General features: G+C 68.6%; 18 protein-coding genes. 13 read left to right on the plus strand and 5 right to left on the minus strand.

Annotated features, from left to right (window positions below; genetic code table 11):
- Window positions 1-396: 396 nt before the first annotated feature.
- Window positions 397-612 (minus strand): BldC family transcriptional regulator, encoded by a 216-nt coding sequence (locus AB0B28_RS21315; protein ID WP_360124261.1) that lies wholly within the window; start codon window positions 610-612, stop codon window positions 397-399.
- A gap of 227 nt (window positions 613-839) precedes the next feature.
- Here AB0B28_RS21315 and AB0B28_RS21320 point away from each other — a divergent pair, with 227 nt between their 5' ends.
- The 4 genes from AB0B28_RS21320 to AB0B28_RS21335 all read left to right on the plus strand — a co-directional run bounded on the left by AB0B28_RS21320 (window position 840) and on the right by AB0B28_RS21335 (window position 8,111).
- Window positions 840-1,310 carry an Lrp/AsnC family transcriptional regulator gene (locus AB0B28_RS21320; protein ID WP_360124264.1) on the plus strand — a complete coding sequence of 157 codons (471 nt, stop codon included), beginning with the start codon at window positions 840-842 and terminating at the stop codon, window positions 1,308-1,310.
- Complete coding sequence (locus AB0B28_RS21325) at window positions 1,297-2,367, plus strand: PLP-dependent cysteine synthase family protein (protein ID WP_360124267.1); 1,071 nt, start codon at window positions 1,297-1,299, stop codon at window positions 2,365-2,367. Before AB0B28_RS21320 ends, AB0B28_RS21325 begins: the two co-directional genes overlap by 14 nt.
- 217 nt (window positions 2,368-2,584) lie before the next feature.
- Window positions 2,585-6,310: a cellulose binding domain-containing protein gene (locus tag AB0B28_RS21330; RefSeq protein ID WP_360124270.1), complete on the plus strand. Its 3,726-nt coding sequence runs from the start codon at window positions 2,585-2,587 to the stop codon at window positions 6,308-6,310.
- A 208-nt stretch (window positions 6,311-6,518) separates the two neighbouring features.
- Window positions 6,519-8,111, plus strand: a complete 1,593-nt coding sequence (locus AB0B28_RS21335; RefSeq protein ID WP_360124273.1) for an LPXTG cell wall anchor domain-containing protein — start codon at window positions 6,519-6,521, stop codon at window positions 8,109-8,111.
- A gap of 27 nt (window positions 8,112-8,138) precedes the next feature.
- Here AB0B28_RS21335 and AB0B28_RS21340 read toward each other — a convergent pair whose 3' ends face one another.
- The 3 genes from AB0B28_RS21340 to AB0B28_RS21350 all read right to left on the minus strand — a co-directional run bounded on the left by AB0B28_RS21340 (window position 8,139) and on the right by AB0B28_RS21350 (window position 10,340).
- The gene (locus AB0B28_RS21340; RefSeq protein ID WP_360124276.1) at window positions 8,139-9,086 is read right to left on the minus strand and encodes a YihY/virulence factor BrkB family protein; all 948 of its coding nucleotides are present in this window, start codon (window positions 9,084-9,086) and stop codon (window positions 8,139-8,141) included.
- A 45-nt stretch (window positions 9,087-9,131) separates the two neighbouring features.
- The gene (locus tag AB0B28_RS21345) at window positions 9,132-9,593 is read right to left on the minus strand and encodes an Rrf2 family transcriptional regulator (RefSeq protein WP_360124279.1); all 462 of its coding nucleotides are present in this window, start codon (window positions 9,591-9,593) and stop codon (window positions 9,132-9,134) included.
- 78 nt (window positions 9,594-9,671) lie between these two features.
- Complete coding sequence (locus tag AB0B28_RS21350) at window positions 9,672-10,340, minus strand: FadR/GntR family transcriptional regulator (protein WP_360124282.1); 669 nt, start codon at window positions 10,338-10,340, stop codon at window positions 9,672-9,674.
- A gap of 256 nt (window positions 10,341-10,596) precedes the next feature.
- Between AB0B28_RS21350 and AB0B28_RS21355 the strand changes: the two genes are divergently transcribed.
- From AB0B28_RS21355 to AB0B28_RS21395, 9 genes are all read left to right on the plus strand, one after another.
- On the plus strand, window positions 10,597-11,940 hold the full coding sequence (locus AB0B28_RS21355) for an MFS transporter (protein WP_360124285.1): 1,344 nt from the start codon (window positions 10,597-10,599) through the stop codon (window positions 11,938-11,940).
- 113 nt (window positions 11,941-12,053) lie between these two features.
- Window positions 12,054-13,982, plus strand: coding sequence for an acetoacetate--CoA ligase (locus tag AB0B28_RS21360; protein ID WP_360124287.1), 1,929 nt, complete (start codon window positions 12,054-12,056; stop codon window positions 13,980-13,982).
- A gap of 185 nt (window positions 13,983-14,167) precedes the next feature.
- Window positions 14,168-14,809 (plus strand): RNA methyltransferase, encoded by a 642-nt coding sequence (locus AB0B28_RS21365; protein WP_360124290.1) that lies wholly within the window; start codon window positions 14,168-14,170, stop codon window positions 14,807-14,809.
- A 380-nt stretch (window positions 14,810-15,189) separates the two neighbouring features.
- Window positions 15,190-15,354: a hypothetical protein gene (locus tag AB0B28_RS21370; RefSeq protein ID WP_360124317.1), complete on the plus strand. Its 165-nt coding sequence runs from the start codon at window positions 15,190-15,192 to the stop codon at window positions 15,352-15,354.
- A 13-nt stretch (window positions 15,355-15,367) separates the two neighbouring features.
- The gene (locus AB0B28_RS21375) at window positions 15,368-16,189 is read left to right on the plus strand and encodes a PH domain-containing protein (protein WP_360124293.1); all 822 of its coding nucleotides are present in this window, start codon (window positions 15,368-15,370) and stop codon (window positions 16,187-16,189) included.
- 236 nt (window positions 16,190-16,425) lie between these two features.
- On the plus strand, window positions 16,426-16,971 hold the full coding sequence (locus tag AB0B28_RS21380; protein ID WP_360124296.1) for a SigE family RNA polymerase sigma factor: 546 nt from the start codon (window positions 16,426-16,428) through the stop codon (window positions 16,969-16,971).
- Window positions 16,968-18,131 carry a hypothetical protein gene (locus AB0B28_RS21385; RefSeq protein WP_360124299.1) on the plus strand — a complete coding sequence of 388 codons (1,164 nt, stop codon included), beginning with the start codon at window positions 16,968-16,970 and terminating at the stop codon, window positions 18,129-18,131. Before AB0B28_RS21380 ends, AB0B28_RS21385 begins: the two co-directional genes overlap by 4 nt.
- 79 nt (window positions 18,132-18,210) lie before the next feature.
- Window positions 18,211-18,843 carry a MarC family protein gene (locus AB0B28_RS21390; RefSeq protein ID WP_360124302.1) on the plus strand — a complete coding sequence of 211 codons (633 nt, stop codon included), beginning with the start codon at window positions 18,211-18,213 and terminating at the stop codon, window positions 18,841-18,843.
- 24 nt (window positions 18,844-18,867) lie between these two features.
- A complete protein-coding gene (locus tag AB0B28_RS21395) occupies window positions 18,868-19,416 on the plus strand; it encodes a hypothetical protein (RefSeq protein ID WP_360124305.1) in 549 nt (182 codons plus the stop codon).
- A 112-nt stretch (window positions 19,417-19,528) separates the two neighbouring features.
- Here AB0B28_RS21395 and AB0B28_RS21400 read toward each other — a convergent pair whose 3' ends face one another.
- Entirely contained in the window at window positions 19,529-19,678 is a 150-nt protein-coding gene (locus AB0B28_RS21400) for a hypothetical protein (RefSeq protein ID WP_360124308.1), read from the minus strand.
- Window positions 19,679-20,128: the final 450 nt, after the last annotated feature.

The raw sequence follows: 20,128 nt of genomic DNA on the forward strand, positions 1-20,128 counted from the left end.
TGTGATGTCAAGGGTCTCGCTCCCAGAGAATCCAGAAATTTCCGATTGGAACCTTGTATGGCGACTCAGGGTGTTCATCCGACTTCAATGTGTGGACAATTGCCCTAAATAGAGCAAATCGACTCCGAAATGGAATGACAATTCCCGCGTGCCGCCCTCACCGGACTGAATGGACGTTTCGCGGGCAAGCGAAAAGCCGGCCCGCTGCGAGCGCCCGCCGTGTGCGGCGGTGGAGTCTCGCGGGACCGGCCTGTGCCAGGTGAATCTACGGCCTGGGGCCGCTGCTCGGGCTTCTACGGCTGGCAGATACGGCCGTAGCGGGCGGATTCACGGCTCGTGTGCGATGCCGTGGCCCGATCTTCGATCGGAGTTCGGTCGCGGGCACGACCAGGCGGTTCACTGTGTTGCGTTACCGGTCTCAAATGCGGTCTGCGCTCCGGCGTCGCCTTCCAACAGGGCCCGGACCTCCGACTCGCGGAAGCGCCGGTGACCGCCGGGTGTGCGAATGCTCCCGATGCGACCGGCGGCGGCCCAGCGTGTGACCGTCTTGGGGTCGACGCGGAACAGTGAGGCGACTTCGCCGGGTGTCAGTAGGCGGTCCTCGGTCTCCATGATTTCTTCCTCCCCGTGATGAAGACTCACTTCGTGCGTTAAACCCATTACACCACTATTCAGTCAAACCTGCCATGAGTTCTTGGACATACTTTCGGTCGGTAGGTTTTGCCTGAAAGTACCACGCGTATGACAACGGCGCTCTGGGCTGATTCCGACGCTCTAGGAGTTCGCGGGTATGAGGTAGGCACAGAGCGCAACTCGCAACTCTGGTTATCCTGGGCGGTGTGGACGAGATCGACCAGACCATAGTGAACCTCCTGCGCGCGGACGGACGGACCTCGTACGCCGAGCTGGCGCGGCGGGTCGGTCTCACCGCTCCCTCGGTGCAGGACCGCGTCACCAAACTCGAGAAGAACGGCGTGATCACCGGTTACAAGGCCGTAGTCGACTCCGAGGCGATCGGCCTCGGGATCACGGCCCTCATCGGCATCATCCCCGACAACGCGGCCGACCACAGCGACATCTGCGAACGCCTCCGCGCCATTCCGCAGATCGAATCGTGCTATTTCCTCGCCGGGGTCGAGTGCTATCAGCTCAAGGTCCGCGTCCCCAAGATGGGCGACCTCGAACGCCTGATCCACCGCGTGGGCGCGATCCCAGGCGTGGCGCAGACCCGGACCACGATCACGCTCTCGACCAAATGGGAGGACCGGCCCCAGGCCGTGCCCGGAGGCGACGCCGATGCACTCGATTGACCGCTCCCGCGACCGCCTCTGGGTCAACTGGGCCATCACCACAGTGGAGGCCGACGCGAACCGCTCGGCCGACACCCACCTGCTGCCGTTCCCGCTCCCGCCCGAGTGGGGCGTGGACCTCTACCTCAAGGACGAGTCGGCCCACCCGACCGGCTCGCTCAAGCACCGGCTCGCGCGCTCGCTGTTCCTGTACGCGATCTGCAACGGCTGGATCGACGAGGGCACGCCGGTCATCGAGGCCTCCAGCGGTTCCACGGCGGTCAGCGAGGCCTACTTCGCGCGGATGCTCGGGCTGCCGTTCACGGCGGTCATGCCCGAGTCGACCAGTCCGTCCAAGATCGCGCAGATCGAGTTCTACGGCGGCAAGGCCCACCTGGTGGCCGACCCCGCCGAGGTGTGCGCCGAGGCCGAGCGGCTCGCCGATGAGTCCGGCGGGCACTTCATGGACCAGTTCACGTACGCCGAGCGGGCCACCGACTGGCGGGGCAACAACAACATCGCCGAGAGCGTGTTCGAGCAGATGCGCCTGGAGCGCCACCCGATCCCGACCTGGGTCGTGGTCGGCGCGGGCACCGGCGGCACCTCGGCCACGATCGGCCGCTACGTGCGCTACCGCCGCCACGCCACCGGCCTGTGCGTGGTCGACCCCGAGCACTCGGCGTTCTTCGACGGCTGGCGAGCGACCGACCCCGAAGCGGTCGCGGGCCGCGGCTCGCGGATCGAAGGGATCGGGCGCCCGAAGGTGGAGCCCTCGTTCATCCCCGAACTGGTCGACCGCATGGTCAAAGTGGACGACGCCGAGTCGATCGCCTGCATGCGGTGGGCCTCGGAGCGCCTGGGCCGCCGCCTCGGCGGCTCCACCGGCACCAACCTCGTCGCGGCCCTGGCGATCATCGCCGAGATGCGCGAATGCGGCCAGGGCGGCAGCATCGTCACGCTGCTGTGCGACTCGGGCCAGCGCTACGGGGCCACGTACTTCGACGACGATTGGCTCGCGGCCCAGGGGATCGACATCGAAGCGGCCGCTGAACGCCTCGCACCGCTGCTCCCGGCCTGACAATCCTATAGGATATATCATATAGGATTCCGGGCGGCGGACGGAACCCGCCGGAATCCTCCGCGCAGTGCCACAAGTATCGACATGTATTGACATCGCTTTCCTCGATCGGTACGGTCGCGTCAACTGCAATCGCTTGCCCGGGATTCGATCCCCGAATTGAAACGATTCATTTCGAGTTCCAGGCCTGCTCCCTCCTCGCACTTTGGAAGTGACAATGAGGTCAGCGACTCCTCAGCCCCGGTGGCGGCGCGCCCTGGCGGTGGCCGCCGCCGGCGCGACCGCGCTCGCGGGCGTCCTCTCCGCGGGCGCCCCGTCCAGGGCCCAAGAGGCGGACGGCATCACCGTCTACCTCGCCTCGGACTCCACCGTCCAGACCTACGACCCCTACTACGAGCCGCAGGCGGGCTGGGGCCAGGTGATCGACCGCTTCTTCGACGATGAGGTCACGATCGCCAACCACGCCATCGGCGGCCGCTCCTCGCGCTCGTTCATCGAGCAGGGCCGCCTCGACGCGATCCTGGACGAGATCCAGCCCGGCGACTACCTCTTCGTCCAGTTCGGGCACAACGACGCCACCGCTTCGGTGCCCGAGCGCTACACCCCGCCCGATGACTACAAGGTCTACCTCCGCGACCACTACATCGCGGGCGCGATCGAGAAGGGCGCGATCCCGGTCCTGGTCACGCCCGTCTCGCGCCGCAGCTTCAACGCCGAGACCGGCGAGTTCAACGTGTCCTTCCCCGAGTACGTGGAGAAGGTCTACGAGCTCCACGAGGAGACCGGCGTGGCGATGGTCGACCTCTCGGCCTCCTCGCGCGCCTACCTGAACGAGATCGGCCCCGAAGAGGCCAAGTCGGTGTTCCTGCACGTCCCGGCCGGGGTCTACCCGAACCGGCCCACCGGGACCGCCGACGACACCCACTTCCAGGAGTACGGCGCGATCCAGATGGCGCGCCTGGTCGCCGAGGAGACCGCCGAGCTCGGCCTGCCGCTCTCGGAGCACGTGGTCGACGTCGAGCCCCCGGCCGACGTGCCCGAATCGCCGACCGGCCTGGTGGCCGCCACGGTCGCGAACGCGAGCGTGACCCTCAACTGGACCGCGAACGGCGCTGACATCTACCGCGTCTACGTGCGCGAGGCGGGCGGCGAATGGCGCCTGGGCACCACCGCCACGGTCGGCGTCGGCCGCGTCTCAGGGCTCGAAGAGCACACCGCGTACGAGTTCGCGGTGGCCGCCGTCAACGGCAAGGGCGAGTCCGAGCGCTCGGCGTCCTTGAGCGTCACCACCGCCAGCGCGGGCTGGAAGTTCGACTTCGGACCGGCCTCGCAGGTCGTGGCCGAGGGCTACACCGAGGTCAACCGCGCCACGTCCTATTCGGCGGCGCAGGGCTACGGCTTCACGACCGACATGGCCGCGGCGATCGACCGCGACCGGGGCGGGGACGCCGACCCGGTCGGCCGCGACTTCGTGGCCTGGTTCGGCGGCTCGTACGAGTTCACGGTGGACGTGCCCGACGGGCTCTACACCGCGCGGGTGACCGTGGGGGACTACCTCGGTTCGGCGCGTTCGAACCTCAGCTTCGAGGGGATCGACTTCGGGGCCGCGAACTCGGGGTCGACCACGATCTTGACCAAGGACTTCGAGGGGATCATCGTCGAGGACGGCCAGTTGAACGCGGTCGTGTCCGGTCAGACCGGGCACTTGAACGGTCTGGAGCTCACCAGGATCGGCGACGTGCCCGACACCGGCGGGAACGGCCCTGACGAGCCGTGCGAGGACTGCGCGGCCCAGGTCGAGGACCTCGACCGCGCCCCGGTGGCCGTGGCGGTCGACGGCGGCGTGTACGTCGGGTGGCGGAGCCTGGTCACCGACGGCGAGCTGGGGTTCAACGTCTACCGCGACGGTGTCCTGCTCAACCCCGAGCCGACTGAGGCCACGAACTTGACCGACTCCGGTGGCACGGCGAACTCGACCTATTGGATCGCCACGGTCGAGGACGGCGTGGAGACCGGTTACACCGACGCGTTCACCGTCCTGGCAGACCAGTTCATCGACGTGGACATGGACCGCCCCGAAGGCGGGACCACCCCGGACGGGGTTGCGTATACGTATAGCCCTGGGGACGCCTCGGTGGCCGACCTGGACGGTGACGGCACCTATGAGCTGGTCCAGAAGTGGGATCCCTCGAACGCGAAGGACAACTCGCATGCCGGTTACACTGGCAACGTATACGTAGACGCGTACACATTGGCCGGTGAGCTGCTGTGGCGCATCGACCTCGGGGTGAACGTCCGGGCTGGGGCGCATTACACGTTCCTGGCCGCGTACGACCTGGACGGCGACGGGCGGGCCGAGGTCTCGCTGAAGACCGCGGACGGCACGGTGGACGGCGCGGGGACCGTGATCGGTGACGCCGACGCCGACCACCGCAATTCCTCTGGCTACATCCTGACCGGCCCGGAGTTCCTGACGGTCTTCGACGGCGCGAGCGGCGCGGCGATCGACACGGTCGACTTCGAGCCCGATCGCGGCAACCCCGCGGACTGGGGCGACGGCTACGGCAACCGCGTGGACCGGCTTTTGGGCACGGTGGCCTATCTCGACGGGAACTCGGCGTCGTTGGTGACCGCGCGCGGGATCTACACCAAGATGGAGCTCACGGCGTGGGACCTCGAAGGCGGCGAGCTGGTCGAGCGCTGGGCGTTCCGCTCCCAGGATTGGGGTGCGCAGTATTCGGGCCAGGGCAACCACCAGCTGTCGGTGGCCGATGTGGACGCCGACGGGCGCGACGAGATCGTCTACGGCTCGTTGACGCTCAACGACGACGGCACGATCCTCCAGTCGGCGGGCCTTGGGCACGGCGACGCGCTGCACGTCTCGGACTTCGACCCCTCGCGTGAGGGCCTGGAGGTCTTCAGCCCGTTCGAGTCGATGTCGTCTTCGGGCAACCGCGCGGCGGCGCTGCGCGACGGCGAGACCGGCGAGGTGCTGTGGTCGATCCCGGGCACGCGCGACACCGGCCGCGGCACGTGCGGCGACATCGACCCGGCGTATCCGGGCGCGGAGTGCTGGGCGGCGAGCACCACGGGCGCGTGGGACTCGCGCGAAGGCGAGCTGCGCGCGGCGGACGGAACTTTGATCGGCACTTCGATCCCGTCGGCGAACTTCATGGTCTGGTGGGACGGCGACCTGGGCCGGGAGATCCTCGACCACGAGTTCGACGAGCCGTCGTACACCCCGATCTACCCGTTCATCGCCGAGTGGGACCCGGCTACCGGCACGCAGGAGGAGATCTTCACTCCCGAAGGGGTGCAGTCGAACAACGGCACCAAGGGCAATCCGGTCCTGACCGCGGACCTTCTGGGCGACTGGCGCGAGGAGGTCGTGCTGCGCAAGGAGTCCAATGACGGGGTGCGGATCTTCACCACGGTGATCGAGACCGAGTACGCGTTCCCGACTCTCATGCAGGACCCGCAGTACCGCCTGGCGGTGTCGTGGCAGAACCTCTCCTACAACCAGCCGCCGTGGCCGAGCTTCTTCCTCGGCTACGACATGGACGAGCCGCAGTGGCGCTCGGTCGATGCCACGTCCACCCGCGACGCGTCGGAGGCCCCGTTCGCCTCGGCCTCCTGCGAGGTCGACTACGACGTGGCCGCCGACTGGGGCGACGGTTTCGTGGTCCAAGTCAAGGTCACCAACACCGGCACCACCGCGATCGACGCCTGGGACCTCACCTGGCGCTCCGGCGGCGTCGACACGGTGGCCTACGCCTGGGGCGGCGACATCGCGATAACCGGCACGACCGCGACCGCCACCCCCGCCTTCTGGAACACCCCGCTCCAACCCGGCGCGACAAAACAACTCGGCTTCCAAGGCACCGGCAACCCCCATGCCCCCGGCATGTTCCTCATGAACAACCAACGCTGCACCACGGCGTAGCGAAAAAAATATCCTATAGGATATATCCTATAGCCTCCCGGCCCGGACAACCCTGTCCGGGCCGGTTCGTCGTCTGACCGGAGTGGACGGTAACGCTTCCATAAAGAACGCTTCCTGAACTCAACCAGTGAGGCCTGTGGGGCGTTCAGTGAGCGGCCGGGGCCAACAACCCGGTCTCCATAACCCCCCTGACGCTCACAGGAGCAACATGACATCCCCCCATATCCGTCGACTCGCCGCAGCCGCAGCGGCGGTAGCCGCCCTCGGCATCGCAGTCGCAGCCCCGGCCGCGCAGGCCGACCCTCCGCCTTACGCATTCGTGTACGGCGCGCATCCCAATGCCGAGTACTGGTACACCGGTGGCGACCAGGCCGGTGTCGCCCAGCCCGGGTTCCTCTACCTGTACCCGGAGCTCGAAGCCGGCGAGACCATTGCGGACTTGCAGGTCACGCTGTCGGTGCCGTACCAGTACGGCATCACATTGCAGGCCGACAGCGAAGCCTGCTTCTCCGACGGCACCGCATTCGCCTGCAACTACACCGATGTCGGCGCCGGTTCCGGCGCCGAAGTCGACTTCGACCTGGCGATCGACGGCGGGATTCCCAGCGGCGAGGAGATCGAATACACGATCAGCATCACCGCCGACGGATACGACACCGAGTACATCACCGGCACTTGGGTCTTCGAAACCCACGAAGACGAGTACTTCTTCTACGAGGTCGAGGTCTCCAGCCACTCGGACGTCGCGCCCGGCACCGTGATCACGCCGGAGGTCGCTCTCTCGAACCCGACCTCGACCACGTTCAAGGGCTTGTACGTGTCGATCCAAGGGTACGAGGAGTTCCTCACCGCGGCGGCTGAGTACAGCAACTGCGGTCTGGTCGAGCAGAGCTACATTCTCTGCGCGCTGCCCGACTTCGCCCCTGAACCAGGTGTCGTCTACGAGCTCGACCCTGCGACCCCGATCGCCGTTGCGCTCAGCGAGGACGCGCCCGGCCCGGTGACGTACCGGACCTGGATCGAGGCGTCGCCGGTGCATTACGCCGCCGACGAGATCGAGTACTTCGACTCGGACCGGGAACTCGGCTTCGTCGAATCCGACAAGGAGAGTGCCGAAGGCTGGGGGCTCCTGGAGATTCGCTCCACCGAGCACGCCTACGACCTGGCGATCGCAGACCAAAACCTTGGTGCCGAGGCGACGACCCTCAGCGTTCCGGTCGAGAACCTCGGCCCGGCGGCCACTTTCGCGCGCCACCACCCGGGCAGCGGCGAGGGCAACTTCAGCGTGACCGTTCAACTGCCTGAGGGCGTCTCTGTCGGTGAGACCTACGAGGGTTGGATCGACGGTGAGGGATACAGCTGTGCGTCCTTCGTTGAATTCGAATGGTCGCAGAACTTCGATCCCGCCCTCTTCGGGGTCGAGCGGGTCGACGTGATCTGCTGGTTCTACAAATCGATCGCCGCCGACACCGCGCTCGAGATTGAGATCCCGGTCGTCGTGGCCGACGGCGCCTCCGCCGATGACGGACTGGTCGTCGCCAACCTAGACACCACCGGCTGGGACTTCGAGGAGTTCAAGGAGTACTGGCCGGGCATGAACGAGGCCGACTACCCGGTGCTCGACTCGAATCTGGCGAACAACACGGCCGTGCTGTCGGTCGGCGACGCCGCCGGCTCCGAACCGCTGCCGGTCACCGGTTCGGCCCTGACCGCCGTCGTGGCCTCGGCCGCGGGCGCGCTCATCGCCGGTGCGATCGCGTTCGTGGTCCTGCGCCGCCGCAAGGCCGCCGCGAACTGGTAGCACGACACCGACAAGGGCCCGGGCGCTTCAGCGTTCGGGCCCTTGTTCTTTCTCGGGTTTGTCCTCGGTGCCGAAGAGTCTGCCGTGGCCGTTGGGGATCGCGGTTCTTTCGTAGAGGTCTATCGCTTTGCCGCGCAGGGAGGTGGCGGTCCAGGATGCCGCGGTGAGGAGCATGACGTTGAAGAGGTAGAGGAAGAGGAGGAGGCCGACGGCGGTGGTGACGGCCTGGTAGGCGGGGCGGTCGGAGACGTGGAGGACGTAGACGCGGCCGGCGGTCTTGAGCAGTTCCATGCCGATCGAGACCGCGAGCGAGGCCCAGATGACGCGCCTGGGGAGCATCACCACGCGCGGGAGCGCCTGAAGCAGCACCGCCGCGAGCAGCGCGTTCGCGACCAGGCCCACCACGACCGAGACCCCGCGCACCAAGAGCGCGACGTTGCCGGTGGCCTGGTCCCAGTCCAGCCACGCCAGCACCACCTCCGCGCCCGCCGTGGCGCCGATCGTGATCAACAGCAGGATCGAGACGCCGACGAGGATCGCCAGGTCGATCGCCCAGCGCAGGAACGGGTTCCCCGGCTGCGCGTCCAGGCCCCACACCAGGCGGATCGACGCGCGCACCGACTGCACCCACGCGACCCCGGCTACGACCAGCGCGACCGCGGCGAAGATGGTGACCGAGCGGCGGGAGCTCTCCAGGACCCCGATGTCGATCACCGGCAGGTTCGTCGAGAGCCAGGTCTCGACCGACTCGTAGATGTGGGGGTAGTTGAGCAGGTACCCGAAGATCGCCAACGCCAACAGCGACATCGAGAACGCGGCGAAGAACGCGTAGTACGAGATGGCGGCCGCCAGCTGCCCGCAGTGGACCTCGCCGTAGCGCTCGCCGGTGCGCCAGGCGTGATCGACCAGGTTGGACCGCCTGCGGGTGGCCACGAGCACCCGGTCCCACCAGGCGCCGAGGTCAGGGAATTTCACGTGCCGATTCTGCCAGCCCGGCGCGGTGCGCGCGGCCCCGACGCGTCAGGCGCCGCGGATGACCCAGGCGTCGGGGTCTTCGAGAAGCTTGGTGACCGAGGTCGGCAGGTCGTCGTTCGCCACGGCCGAAAGCGAGACCGATTCGAGGATGTTGCGCTCGGAGACGCGCAGCGCGATCCACACGTTCGTCATCGCCGTCGCCGTCCCCGAATACGAGACCTCTTCGGGCCGTTCGCCGCGGACGCCCACCAGCGGGCCGTCGACGGCGCGGATCACGTCGGCCAGGCTGATCTGGTCGCCCGGTCGCGCGAGCTGGTGCCCGCCCTCGGAACCGCGCTTGGAGGTCGCGATGCCGCCGCGCCGCAGCTGGAGCAGGATCGACTCCAGGAACTTGCGGGGGATGGCCTGGTCCTCGGCTATCTGCTCCGCGGAGACCCAGCGCTCGCCGTATCCGGCGAGGGCCACGGCGGCTCGCAGTGCGTAGTCGACGCGGGCGGACAGGCGCATGGGTCTTCCTCTCGGGTCAGCGGGCTCGAACGAGCACCAGTACCGACTCTATCTCCCGGAACCGGTTTCCCTCCGCGGTCAGTCGTCGATGAGCAGCCGGAGGTACGCGGCGGTCTCGGCCGCGGCCAGGTCGGCGTCCCCGGCGATGATGGCCTCCACGGCCCGCGAGTGGTCTATGTGCGGCTCCTCGGCGAGGATCGGCCCGAGCCCGGCCCGCACGGTCGCGCGCAGCGACTCGGCCAGCTCGGTGTACAGCTCGGCGAGCAGCTTGTTGTGGCTGGCCTCGGCCACCGCCTGGTGCAGCGCGATGTCGGCGGCCACGAACGACTCGGTGTCGCCCACCTCGTGCGTGGCCTCGCGCTCGGCGAGGAGAATCCGCAGCCGCGTGATGTCGGCCTCGTCGCGCCGCAGGGCCGCGAGCCGCGCGGCCTCGACCTCCAGGCCCCGGCGCACCTCCATCGCGTCCGAAGCCGGGCTCGCGGCGATCCGGCGGCGCACGGCCGCGGTGACCTCGGAGCGGCCCACCACGAACGTCCCGGCGCCTTGGCGGATCTCCAGCAGCCCCGCGTGGGCCAGCGCCCGGACGCCTTCGCGGATGGTGTTGCGGCCCACCCCGAGCAGCTCGGCCAGTTCGCTCTCGGTCGGGATCCGCGACCCCAGTCCCCACTCGCCGTCGGCGATCTGCCGCCGCAGCTGGTCGATCACCTGATCGACGAGGGCGGACTTGCGTGTCGACTGCAGTGCCACAGACGGACCTGACCTTCCCGGAGTGCTCGCATGGCGCGCGGGGACCGGCCATGAGGGTGCGTGTTTCCCAACACTAGAAGGATTAAAGCAGACAGCCGTCGCGATACCGTTGACAGGCCGTCAATTCATCCCATGAATTGACTCGATTCTATCCCGGCTGCTCACGACGCACCACCGCGCTCGCGAACCAGTCGGACAACGGTTTCCACCCCGCCGGACCACCGCCCGCCTCCCGAATTCGGAAGGAGCCGTCCGCGTGACGACCGACGCCACCGCGACCGGCGCCGCCGAGGAATCCGACGCCCAGCTCGCAGGGCCCGACGCCGGACACCCCGACGAGCACCCCGCCCCCACCCCGCACGCCGAGATCGCCGACCCCGCGCCTCCGGGGCGAGCCGTCGCCGCTGCCCTCCCTTCGGCGAAGCTTGCGAGCCGTCAATTGGCATGGTTGCTCCTCGCCGGCGTCGTCCTCGCCGCGTTCAACTTCCGCACCGCCGTCACCAGCGTCGGCGCGATCCTCGCCGAACTGCGCGTCGGCCTCGGCATGTCCGAGACCGTCGCCGGGCTCCTCACCACGCTCCCCGTGCTCGCCTTCGCCGGACTCGGCGCGCTCGCCCCGCGCCTGGCCCGCCGCTTCGGTCCCCGCCTGCTCCTGACCGGCGCGCTCATCGTGATGAGCGTCGGCCTCGTCGCCCGCGCCTATGCCCCGAACGCCGGGCTCTTCCTCGCGTTCAGCCTCCTCGCGCTCGCCGCCGGAGCGATCGGCAACGTCGCGGTGCCCGTCATCGTCAAGCGGTACTTCCCGAACCGTATCGGGCTCATGACCACCGCGTACTCGACCACGCTCGCGGTCGGCACCGCCGTCGCGGCCGCGGCCACCGCCCCGATCGAGCACCTCGCAGGCGATTGGCGCATCGCCCTCGCCGTGTGGGCCCTCCCCGCGCTCATCGCGATCGTGCCCTGGCTTTTGTGGCGGCCCTCGCCCGCCGCGGCCGGAGCCCAGCCGATCGGCCGCCTCCACGGCGTGCGCCGCTCCCGCCTGGCGTGGATGATGCTGCTGGCCTTCGGCGCGCAGTCGGCCATCGCGTACATCCTCATGGGCTGGACCACCACGATCCTCGCCTCCGACGGGATGGACGCGGCCACCGCGGGGTCCATGCTCGGCCTCTTGACGGCGGTGCAGATCCCCGTCTCGGTGCTCGTCCCCATGCTCACCGTCCGCTGGGGCCCGCGCCCGGTGTTCTTGCTGCTCATGGCCTGCTACCCGCCCGCGCTCGCGGGGCTGTGGCTCGCCGGGGGCGGCCCGCTCACCTGGTTGTGGATGGCGTTCTTCGCCGTGGGCACCTCGGTGTTCCCCTTGATCCTGACCCTGTTCGGGCTCCGCGCCCGCACCCCGGCCGGGACCAGCGCGCTGTCCTCGTTCGCCCAGTCCGGCGGGTACCTCATCGCCGGGTCGGGGCCGCTCGCGGTCGGCTGGGTCTACGGGCTCACCGGTTCGTGGTCGGTGCCGTTCACGTTCGTGGCCGCTCTCGTGGTGGTCCTTTTCGCCGCGGGGCTGTACGTTACCCGCGAGCGCTACATCGAGGACGAACTCGATTGAGGCACATAGGCAAAGGACGAATCCGCCCAAACGATCCCCCAGCGGCGGACAGAACCTGAGCCGTGCCACGATAGTGCTGTGGGCCACAACGTTGTGGAAAGCAGGAGGCGATCGTGACCAACGAGGTGCTGTGGCTGCCGCGCGCGGACGCGGTGGAGTCGACGCGGATCGGGCGTTTCAGCCAGTGGCTGTCGCGCCGCGAGGAGCGCGACCTCACCGGGTACCCGGCGCTGTGGCAGTACTCGGTCGAGCATCTGCGCCCGTTCTGGGGCGCGGTGTGGGAGTACTTCGGCCTCGGGGAGACCGTCCCCGAGCACCGGGTGCTCGCCGACGAGACCATGCCCGACACCGTGTGGTTCCCCGACCAGACCTTCAATTACGCGCGGGCCGTGCTCTCGGCTCCCGGCGTGGCCGAGGACGACGTGCTCGTGCGCGCCTACTCCGACTCGCGCGACCCGGTCGAGTGGACCCTCGCCGACCTCCGCGAGGCCACCGCCCGCGCCCGCGCCGGGCTCGTGGCCCACGGCGTCCAGCGCGGCGACCGCGTCGCGGCCTGGATGCCGAACATCCCCGAGACCTTCGCCCTGATGCTCGCCTCGGCGAGCCTGGGCGCGGTCTTCTCCAGCTGCGCCCCCGAGTTCGGCGCGAAGGCCGTCCTCGACCGCTTCGCGCAGATCGAGCCGAAGGTCCTGGTGGCCGTCGACGGCTACAAGTACGGCCCCAAGGAGATCGACCGCACCGCCGACCTCAAGCGGGTCGTGCGGGGCCTGGACGGCCTCGCCGCGTTCGTGACCCTCCCGTACCTGCACCCGGACGCCGAGGTCGAAGGCGAGACCTGGGACCGGTTCTGCGCCTACGACGAGGGCGTCGAGTTCGATGCCCTCACGTTCGACCACCCGCTCTACATCCTGTACTCCTCGGGCACCACGGGCCTGCCGAAGGCCATCGTGCACTCGCACGGCGGCATGGCCATCGAGCACGCCAAGATGCACGCCCTTCACCACGACCTCGGCGTGGGCGACCGGTTCTTCTGGTACTCCACGACCGGCTGGATGATGTGGAACTACCTCGTCTCGGCCCCGATCGTGGGCGCGGGCGTGGTCCTGTTCGACGGGATGCCCGACCCGGCCGGGATGTGGCGCCTGGCCGAGGAGTCCGGCACCACGTTCTTCGGCACGAGCGCCCCGTTCCTCATGGCCTGCCGCTCCCGCGGCATCAAACCTTCGGAAGAGGCCGACCTCTCGCGCCTGCACGGCATCGGCTCGACCGGGGCCCCGCTCCCGGCGGTCGGCTTCGACTACGTGTACGAGTCGATCAGCCCCACCGCGCAGCTCCAGTCCCTCTCGGGCGGCACCGACCTGTGCACCGGCTTCATCGGCGGCGCGCCCACCGTCCCGGTCTGGCGCGGCGAACTGTCGTGCCGCGCGCTCGGCGCGGACGTGCAGTCCTTCGACCCCGAAGGCAACCCCGGGATCGGCCGGGAGGGGGAGCTCGTGATCGCCTCACCGATGCCCTCGATGCCGGTGGGCCTGTGGGGCGACCCGCTCAAGCACCGCTACCGGGACACCTATCTCACCGACTTCCCCGGGATCTGGCGCCACGGCGACTGGATCACCATTACCGACCGCGGCTCGGCGGTGATCTCCGGCCGCAGCGACGCCACCCTCAACCGCGGCGGCGTCCGCATGGGCACCTCGGAGTTCTACGCGGTGGTCGAGGCGGTCGAAGGCGTGGCCGACTCGCTCGTGGTCCACCTGGACGATCCAGGCGAGGACCGACTGCTGCTCTATGTGGCCCTCACCGAAGGGACCGTGCTCGACGACGCGATGCGGAAGCGCATCGCCTCGGCGCTGCGCGGGCAGCTGTCCCCGCGGCACCTGCCCGACGAGGTCATCGAGGTCCCGGCCGTGCCGCGCACGCTCAGCGGCAAGAAGGTCGAGGTCCCGGTCAAGAAGATCCTCAAAGGCGTCAAGCCCGACGAGGCGATCGCCAAGGACGCACTGGCCAATCCGGACGCGTTGCGGGCCTTCACGCGCCGCTGAGCAAGCGCCGCGGGACTTGAGTGACGCGGGGCGTTCTACGACCCGATTTCCTTCTGCGGCAAGGGAATTCAGTTGGGTGTGTGCTCGCTCGCAGGCGTCCGCTCGTTAGTATGTATCCGTCGCCCCGGCCGGTTTCCCCCGTAGCCGCCGGGGCGGCGCCCTGCCTTCGTGCTCCAATGGTCGGCGTGACTGACGAGGACTTCGGCCGAGAGGACGCGGGCCCGGTCGGTGTCGGCCCCTGGGAGGGCCCCTGGCCCGAGGACCCCCGCTACGACCCGGATCTGCTGCGCTCGGGCGACCGCCGCAACGTGGTCGACGCCTACCGCTACTGGAGCCGTGAGGCGATCGTGGCCGACCTCGACGCGCGGCGACACGACTTCCACGTGGCGATCGAGAACTGGCAGCACGACTTCAACATTGGCACGGTGGTGCGCAACGCCAACGCGTTCCTGGCCCACACCGTCCACATTGTCGGCAAGCGCCGCTGGAACCGCCGCGGCGCGATGGTGACCGACCGCTACCAGCATGTCGAGCACCACCCCACGGTCGAGGACTTCGTGGCCCGCGCCGCGGCCGAGGGCCTGGCGGTGGTCGGGATCGACAACCTCCCCGGCTCGGTCCCGATCGAGACGACCTCGTTGCCGCGCAAGGCGGTCCTGGTCTTCGGCCAGGAGGGCCCGGGACTGTCCGAACCGGTGCGCGAGGCCTGCTCGGTGGTCTGCTCGATCAGCCAGTTCGGCTCCACCCGCTCGATCAACGCGGGCGTGGCCAGCGGTATCGCCATGCACGCGTGGGTGAGGGAACACGTGTTCGAGCAGCGGCCCTAGGGCGGACCGTCTGGAATCCGACCCTTCGCGGACCCCCGTATGTCATACAGCGGTGGCATTCTAGAAGGGTCCCCTCGCGAGCCGGATTGTCGGATACCTGACGCTTCCCCCGGCGAACGAGAGGGATCCGCCTACATTGAGCCAGCCGGAAGTCACTTGGGGTAAGCTCCCGTGGGTACAAACGAATAGGCTATTCCGCTGGTAGACGGGCGGAGTCGGGCGAAAGTGGAGCCTCTTGGCTACACTGGATCCCGCGATCGGCCGCCTCGGTTCACGCCGAAGGGGCCGTTCACAAAACTGAAAGCCGAGTCCTGCTCGTACGCTAGACTCGTGCCAGCCTGCGCCAGACGAACGATCGGCCAGGACCCTTGACGGGAGGGGTGAGGAAGTTGAAGAAGTTTCTGACTTGGGGCGGACTTGCGTTCCTGGTGTTCTTTGTAGCCTTCAGGCCAAGTGAAGCCAGCGACGTGGTCGGGAACCTCGCAGGCGGAATCCTCGACGCCGCCAACGGTTTCGCGGCGTTCTTCACGAACCTCGTGACCTGATCACGGCCACGCCATGACCGAATTCGGTGCAGGCGGCTCGGGGGACCACAAGGACACCGAGCCGCTGGATCCACCCCCGAGCCCGCGCGCCCCCTCCGACGGCCCCGCCCCGGGCGCCGACGCCCCCACGCGCGAGTACCCGCCGGGCTTCGCCTCCGGGCCGGGCGCGCCCGCCGCCGCCGCGAGCGACATCGACGGCGTCCGCTTCGACGACGGGCTCTCCGGGAGCCTGCTCGCCGGGGTCCGCGCCCCCACCGTCCCCGACGTCCCGTCCCCGATCTCCGCGCGCTACCTGTTCCCCACCGAGAAGTACCGCGGCGAGTGGCGCCGCCACTGGGTCCACCTCATGCCCTGGTACGTCACCGGGACGCTCGCGACCTTCATCATGGGCCTGGTCTCGGGCCTGCTGATCAAGAGTCAGAGCGGCGACACCGCGCTCACCATCACGGTCGTGGTGTGGCTGCTCATCCTCGGGGCGGTCGGCTGGAAGATCCTCGACTGGTACATGGACCGGTTCATCCTCACCAACAAGCGGATCATGCTCATCCAAGGGGTCATCACCCGCTCGGTGGCCATGATGCCGCTCGGCCGCGTCACCGACATGAAGTACGCGCAGACCCCGATGGGCCGGATGCTCAACTACGGCGAGTTCATCATCGAGTCCGCCGGCCAGGACCAGGCCCTGCGCAACGTCCCGCACCTGCCCAACCCCAACGAGCTCTACCTCCAGATGTGCGAGGAGATGTACGAGCCCGAAGCGGTCGACGAGCGCGAGGCCGAGCCCGAAGAGGACCTCATCCCCGAAGAACCCGTCCGCAAGGACGCCGACGCTTAAACCGTTTCAAGACCTGACGCCCACCGGCCGCGGCCGGTGGGCGTTCGCGTTTGTCCCATGACGCCCGTCGCGCCCCCCTATACCGGGCCACACCGCCTTGCAGATACTTCGTATACTCACCTTCATACCGACCCTCGGTTGCCAATGACACCCATCTTTTGGCAGAATTCCGCCCTACGGGGCAACCGTCCGCCGGGGGTATGTCGTCTGTTGTTCGACCCCCCCGAGGGAGACTCGTGAGCGAGACCAAATCGTCGCAGGACGAGGAGTTCCGCGAGTTCGTCGCAGCGCGCTCTGCCGCACTGCACCGAGCGGCGTACCTCTTGACGGGGAACTGGGCGACAGCGGAGGACCTGGTGCAGACGACCTTGACGAAGACCTACCTGGCGTGGGGACGGATCAGAACCACTGATTCGGTCGACGCCTATGCCCGTCGCATCCTCTACAACACCAACGCCTCCTGGTGGCGCAAGCGGTCCAACCGCGAGAAGCCCACCGAGGTGTTCGAGGACCGCCCCGACCACTCCCGCGACTTCACCGAGCACACCGCGATGCGCGACGCCATGTGGCGCCACATCGCCGTGCTCCCCAAGCGCCAGCGCGCGGTCCTCGTCCTCCGCTACTACGAGAACCGCTCCGACCAGCAGATCGCCGACACCCTCGGGATCAGCGTGGGCACCGTCAAGAGCCAGGCCTCCCGCGCGCTCGCGGGCATGCGCAAGCGGCTCGGGACGCCCGCCTCGGCGCTCGGCCTCGCGATGGAACCCCGGGAGGCGGCGTGAGCGGGGACATAGAGTCTCTGCTGCGCCAAGGCCTCGCCGACGTGGCCGCGAGCGCACCGCAGAACTACGACGACGCCGGGCTCGCGGCCCTGGCGATCTCCGGCGCGGGCCGCATCAAGCGCCGCCGCCGCATCGGCGCCGCCGCGAGCGGCGCCAGCCTCCTCGTCCTCGGCGCGGCCGTCGTCGTGTGGCAGCCCTGGATGGGCCTCAACGGCGACAACGGCCTCACCGCGGCCGACACCAGCACCGCCGAGGCGCAGGCCGAGCTCTCGATGGAGTTCCTCGTCGAGACCGACCTCGGGTTCGAGGTGCTCAACGAGTACGGCGAACTGGTGCCGCTCACCGACACCGAACCGGTACAGGTCTTCCGCCTCTCGGACTCCTACCTCTACGAGACGGCCCACGACATCGGCCTGACCTCCGTCGACGGCACCATGGGCAGCACCATCGGCAAGCAGTCGGAGGACACCCGCACCACGGTCAACAGCGCGGGCACCGAGTACACGCTCGCGACGCCGATGGACGACTACACGACCGAGACGTACGTCTTCTCCGAAGGCGTCGTCGAGGTCGAAGAGGCCTTGACCGAGTTCACCACCAGCTACGAGCTCACCCTGGAGGACTGGACCGACACCACCACCGTCTTCACCGGCGACCTGCGGTCGACCACCGGCCAGGACGGCGTGGGCACCTACCACTTCAACTACGAGATGGGCTGGGGCCTCGAATCGGTGAGCGAGGCCGGGTTCGAGACGGCCGTGATCGCCGACTTCGCCGATCCCGAATTCGTGTGCGTATCGGACCTCAATCCCGGCGACTTCACCGCGCCCGACGACGAGACCTGCGGGAATCTGGACTCCGCACTGATCCAAGACGCGCTCGCCGACGCCGCGGCCGACGCCGACCTGGTCTCCAGCGCCGTCGCGAACCTGCGGTTCATGTACGCCGACCCGACCGAGTACATGGACCTCGGCGGCTACGACGATCGGTTCTACAACGTCGAAGGATATTGGTCCGACCCGTTCGGACGCTGGCTGATCACCGGCAACCCCGGCGAGGAGACCTGGCTGCTCATCGACAACGTGACCGGCGACGAGCCGTTCCTCGCCGAGCTGGCCGTGCCCGACGGCGCCGTCATGCCCGTCTACAGCGCGAGCTGAACGGCCCGGCGATGAGCGCCACCTAACAGGAGCCGCCGAATTCGGGGCTGTGACCTGGCGAACTTGCCATACTCGCCGTGTGGGTGGAGTCGAGTATTTCCTGACGGTCCTGGTGACCCTGTTCGTCATCATGGACCCTCCCGGCATCGTGCCGATCTATCTGGCGCTGACCGGGACGATGGACCAGCGCCAGCGCAGCCGTGCCGCGCTCCAGGCGACATGCCTGTCCCTGGGCGTGATCACGCTGTTCGCGCTGCTGGGCCAGCAGATCATCAGCTATCTGCACATCGACCTCGCCGCGCTCCAAGGCGCGGGCGGGCTCCTGCTGCTGCTGGTGGCGCTGCAACTGCTCACCGGCAAGGTCGACGAGACCTCCGAGTCGGCCACCTCGAACATCGCGCTGGTCCCGCTGGGCACGCCCCTGCTGGCCGGGCCGGGCGCGATCGTGGCGGTCATCCTGTTCGTGCAGCAGGCCGACTCCAACGCGAACTACCTGTGGATCGCGCTGGCGATCGTCGTCATCCACGTCTCGATCTTCCTGGTGATGCGCTTCTCGGGGGTGCTGGTGAAGATCCTGCGGCGCGGGGGCATCGAGGTCTTGACGCGCATCGCGGGTGTCCTCCTGGCCGCGATCGCGGTGCAGCTCATCGCCGACGCGGTGCTGAGCTACGCCGCCCACTTCCAAAGTTCGCCCGGCGCTTTCGGTTGGTAGTCGCTTTAGGGTTCAATGAACTCTATGACGACGATTCTGGATCTGCCCGTCCACCCGCTGGCGGTGCACGCGCCGATCATCCTGGTCGCCCTGCTCGTGCTCCTCGGCCTGACCTACCTCTTCGTGCCTCCCGTCCGCCGCTTCGTGGGGTGGACCGTGGCGGCGCTGGTGCTCGTCACCCCCGCTGCGGCGTACGGTTCGATCTGGAGCGGGCAGCAGCTCGCCGACCACAAGTACCCCGACGGCTGGCCCGAGGCGGTCCAGCAGCACCACGATTACGGCTACTGGCTCTTCTGGACGCTCGTGGCGCTCATCCCGATGTGGTTCCTCTTCGCCGGCCTCGACCGCGGTCGGCGGGCGGCTCTGAAGCGGGGCGGCGACTCGCCCGCCCCGGCCGCCTCGGAAGAGGGCGACACGGTCCCGATGAACGCCGACGACCCCGCGGCGACGGGCCGAAAGGTCATCATGTTCGTCTTCGGCCTGATCGTGCTCGCGCTGCTGCTCCTGTCGGCCTGGTGGGTCTTCCAGTCGGGCCACTCGGGAGCGGAGATGATCTGGGGCGGGACGGTTTAGGAACCCCTGAAAGCAGAAAGGCCCCGCCGGGCTTCGCCCGGCGGGGCCTTCGCGTGTCGAGGGGGCGGCGCGAACGCGGCGGCGGGGGAGCGTTGAGGAGTCGCGGCGGGGTTCAGGTGTTGAGGAGCCCGATGACCAGGACGGTGAACATGAGCGCGACGGCGGCGAGCGCGAGCCAATGGGTGAGCAACCGCGCCCGCTGCTCGGCGGCGTCGATGGCGGCATGATCCTGAGCGGGAACCCGCCGCGGCTCAGCGGTCAACGCAACCGCCTCGACCCGCCACCCAGGAGGCGGCGGCACATTCACGGGCGGGCCCTCATAGCCCCGATCCGACCGATCGCTCATCCCCTGAGCCTACCGCCGCCAGCAGCGCCCGACATTTGCGGAAGTCGCAACACCCGGTCGACCCGGCAACGCGAGCCCGCGCCCCGACCCCCGCGCTCGGGCGTGTCGCGGCGCAAACGCCCCCGGTTCAAATGATCGCGCGAGCCACCGACATTCGCTGCCGCTGCCGTCCTCGCTCCCCCGCGCGAGTTTCACTCGTGTGGCGGCGTTGTCGTACCTTCGCGCGATCATTGCAGTCGGGGGCAGTCGAGTTTGGACACGCCCGACCGCGGGGGTTGACACACGCGGTCGGGCGTGTCGGTTCGCAGTCGCCCCCGAATCAATCATCGCGCGAGGGACCGACACTCCCTCGCTGCCGACTGCCGC

The organism is Glycomyces sp. NPDC046736, from assembly GCF_040645615.1.
Lineage (GTDB): Bacteria > Actinomycetota > Actinomycetes > Mycobacteriales > Micromonosporaceae > Glycomyces.

Bases quoted from the DNA above. Each gene is read 5' to 3' on its own strand.
- AB0B28_RS21375 (WP_360124293.1), top strand. From the start codon at position 15,368: ATGACCGAATTCGGTGCAGGCGGCTCGGGGGACCACAAGGACACCGAG.
- AB0B28_RS21330 (WP_360124270.1), top strand. From the start codon at position 2,585: ATGAGGTCAGCGACTCCTCAGCCCCGGTGGCGGCGCGCCCTGGCGGTG.
- AB0B28_RS21325 (WP_360124267.1), top strand. From the start codon at position 1,297: ATGCACTCGATTGACCGCTCCCGCGACCGCCTCTGGGTCAACTGGGCC.
- AB0B28_RS21335 (WP_360124273.1), top strand. From the start codon at position 6,519: ATGACATCCCCCCATATCCGTCGACTCGCCGCAGCCGCAGCGGCGGTA.
- AB0B28_RS21315 (WP_360124261.1), bottom strand. From the start codon at position 612: ATGGAGACCGAGGACCGCCTACTGACACCCGGCGAAGTCGCCTCACTG.
- AB0B28_RS21345 (WP_360124279.1), bottom strand. From the start codon at position 9,593: ATGCGCCTGTCCGCCCGCGTCGACTACGCACTGCGAGCCGCCGTGGCC.
- AB0B28_RS21395 (WP_360124305.1), top strand. From the start codon at position 18,868: ATGACGACGATTCTGGATCTGCCCGTCCACCCGCTGGCGGTGCACGCG.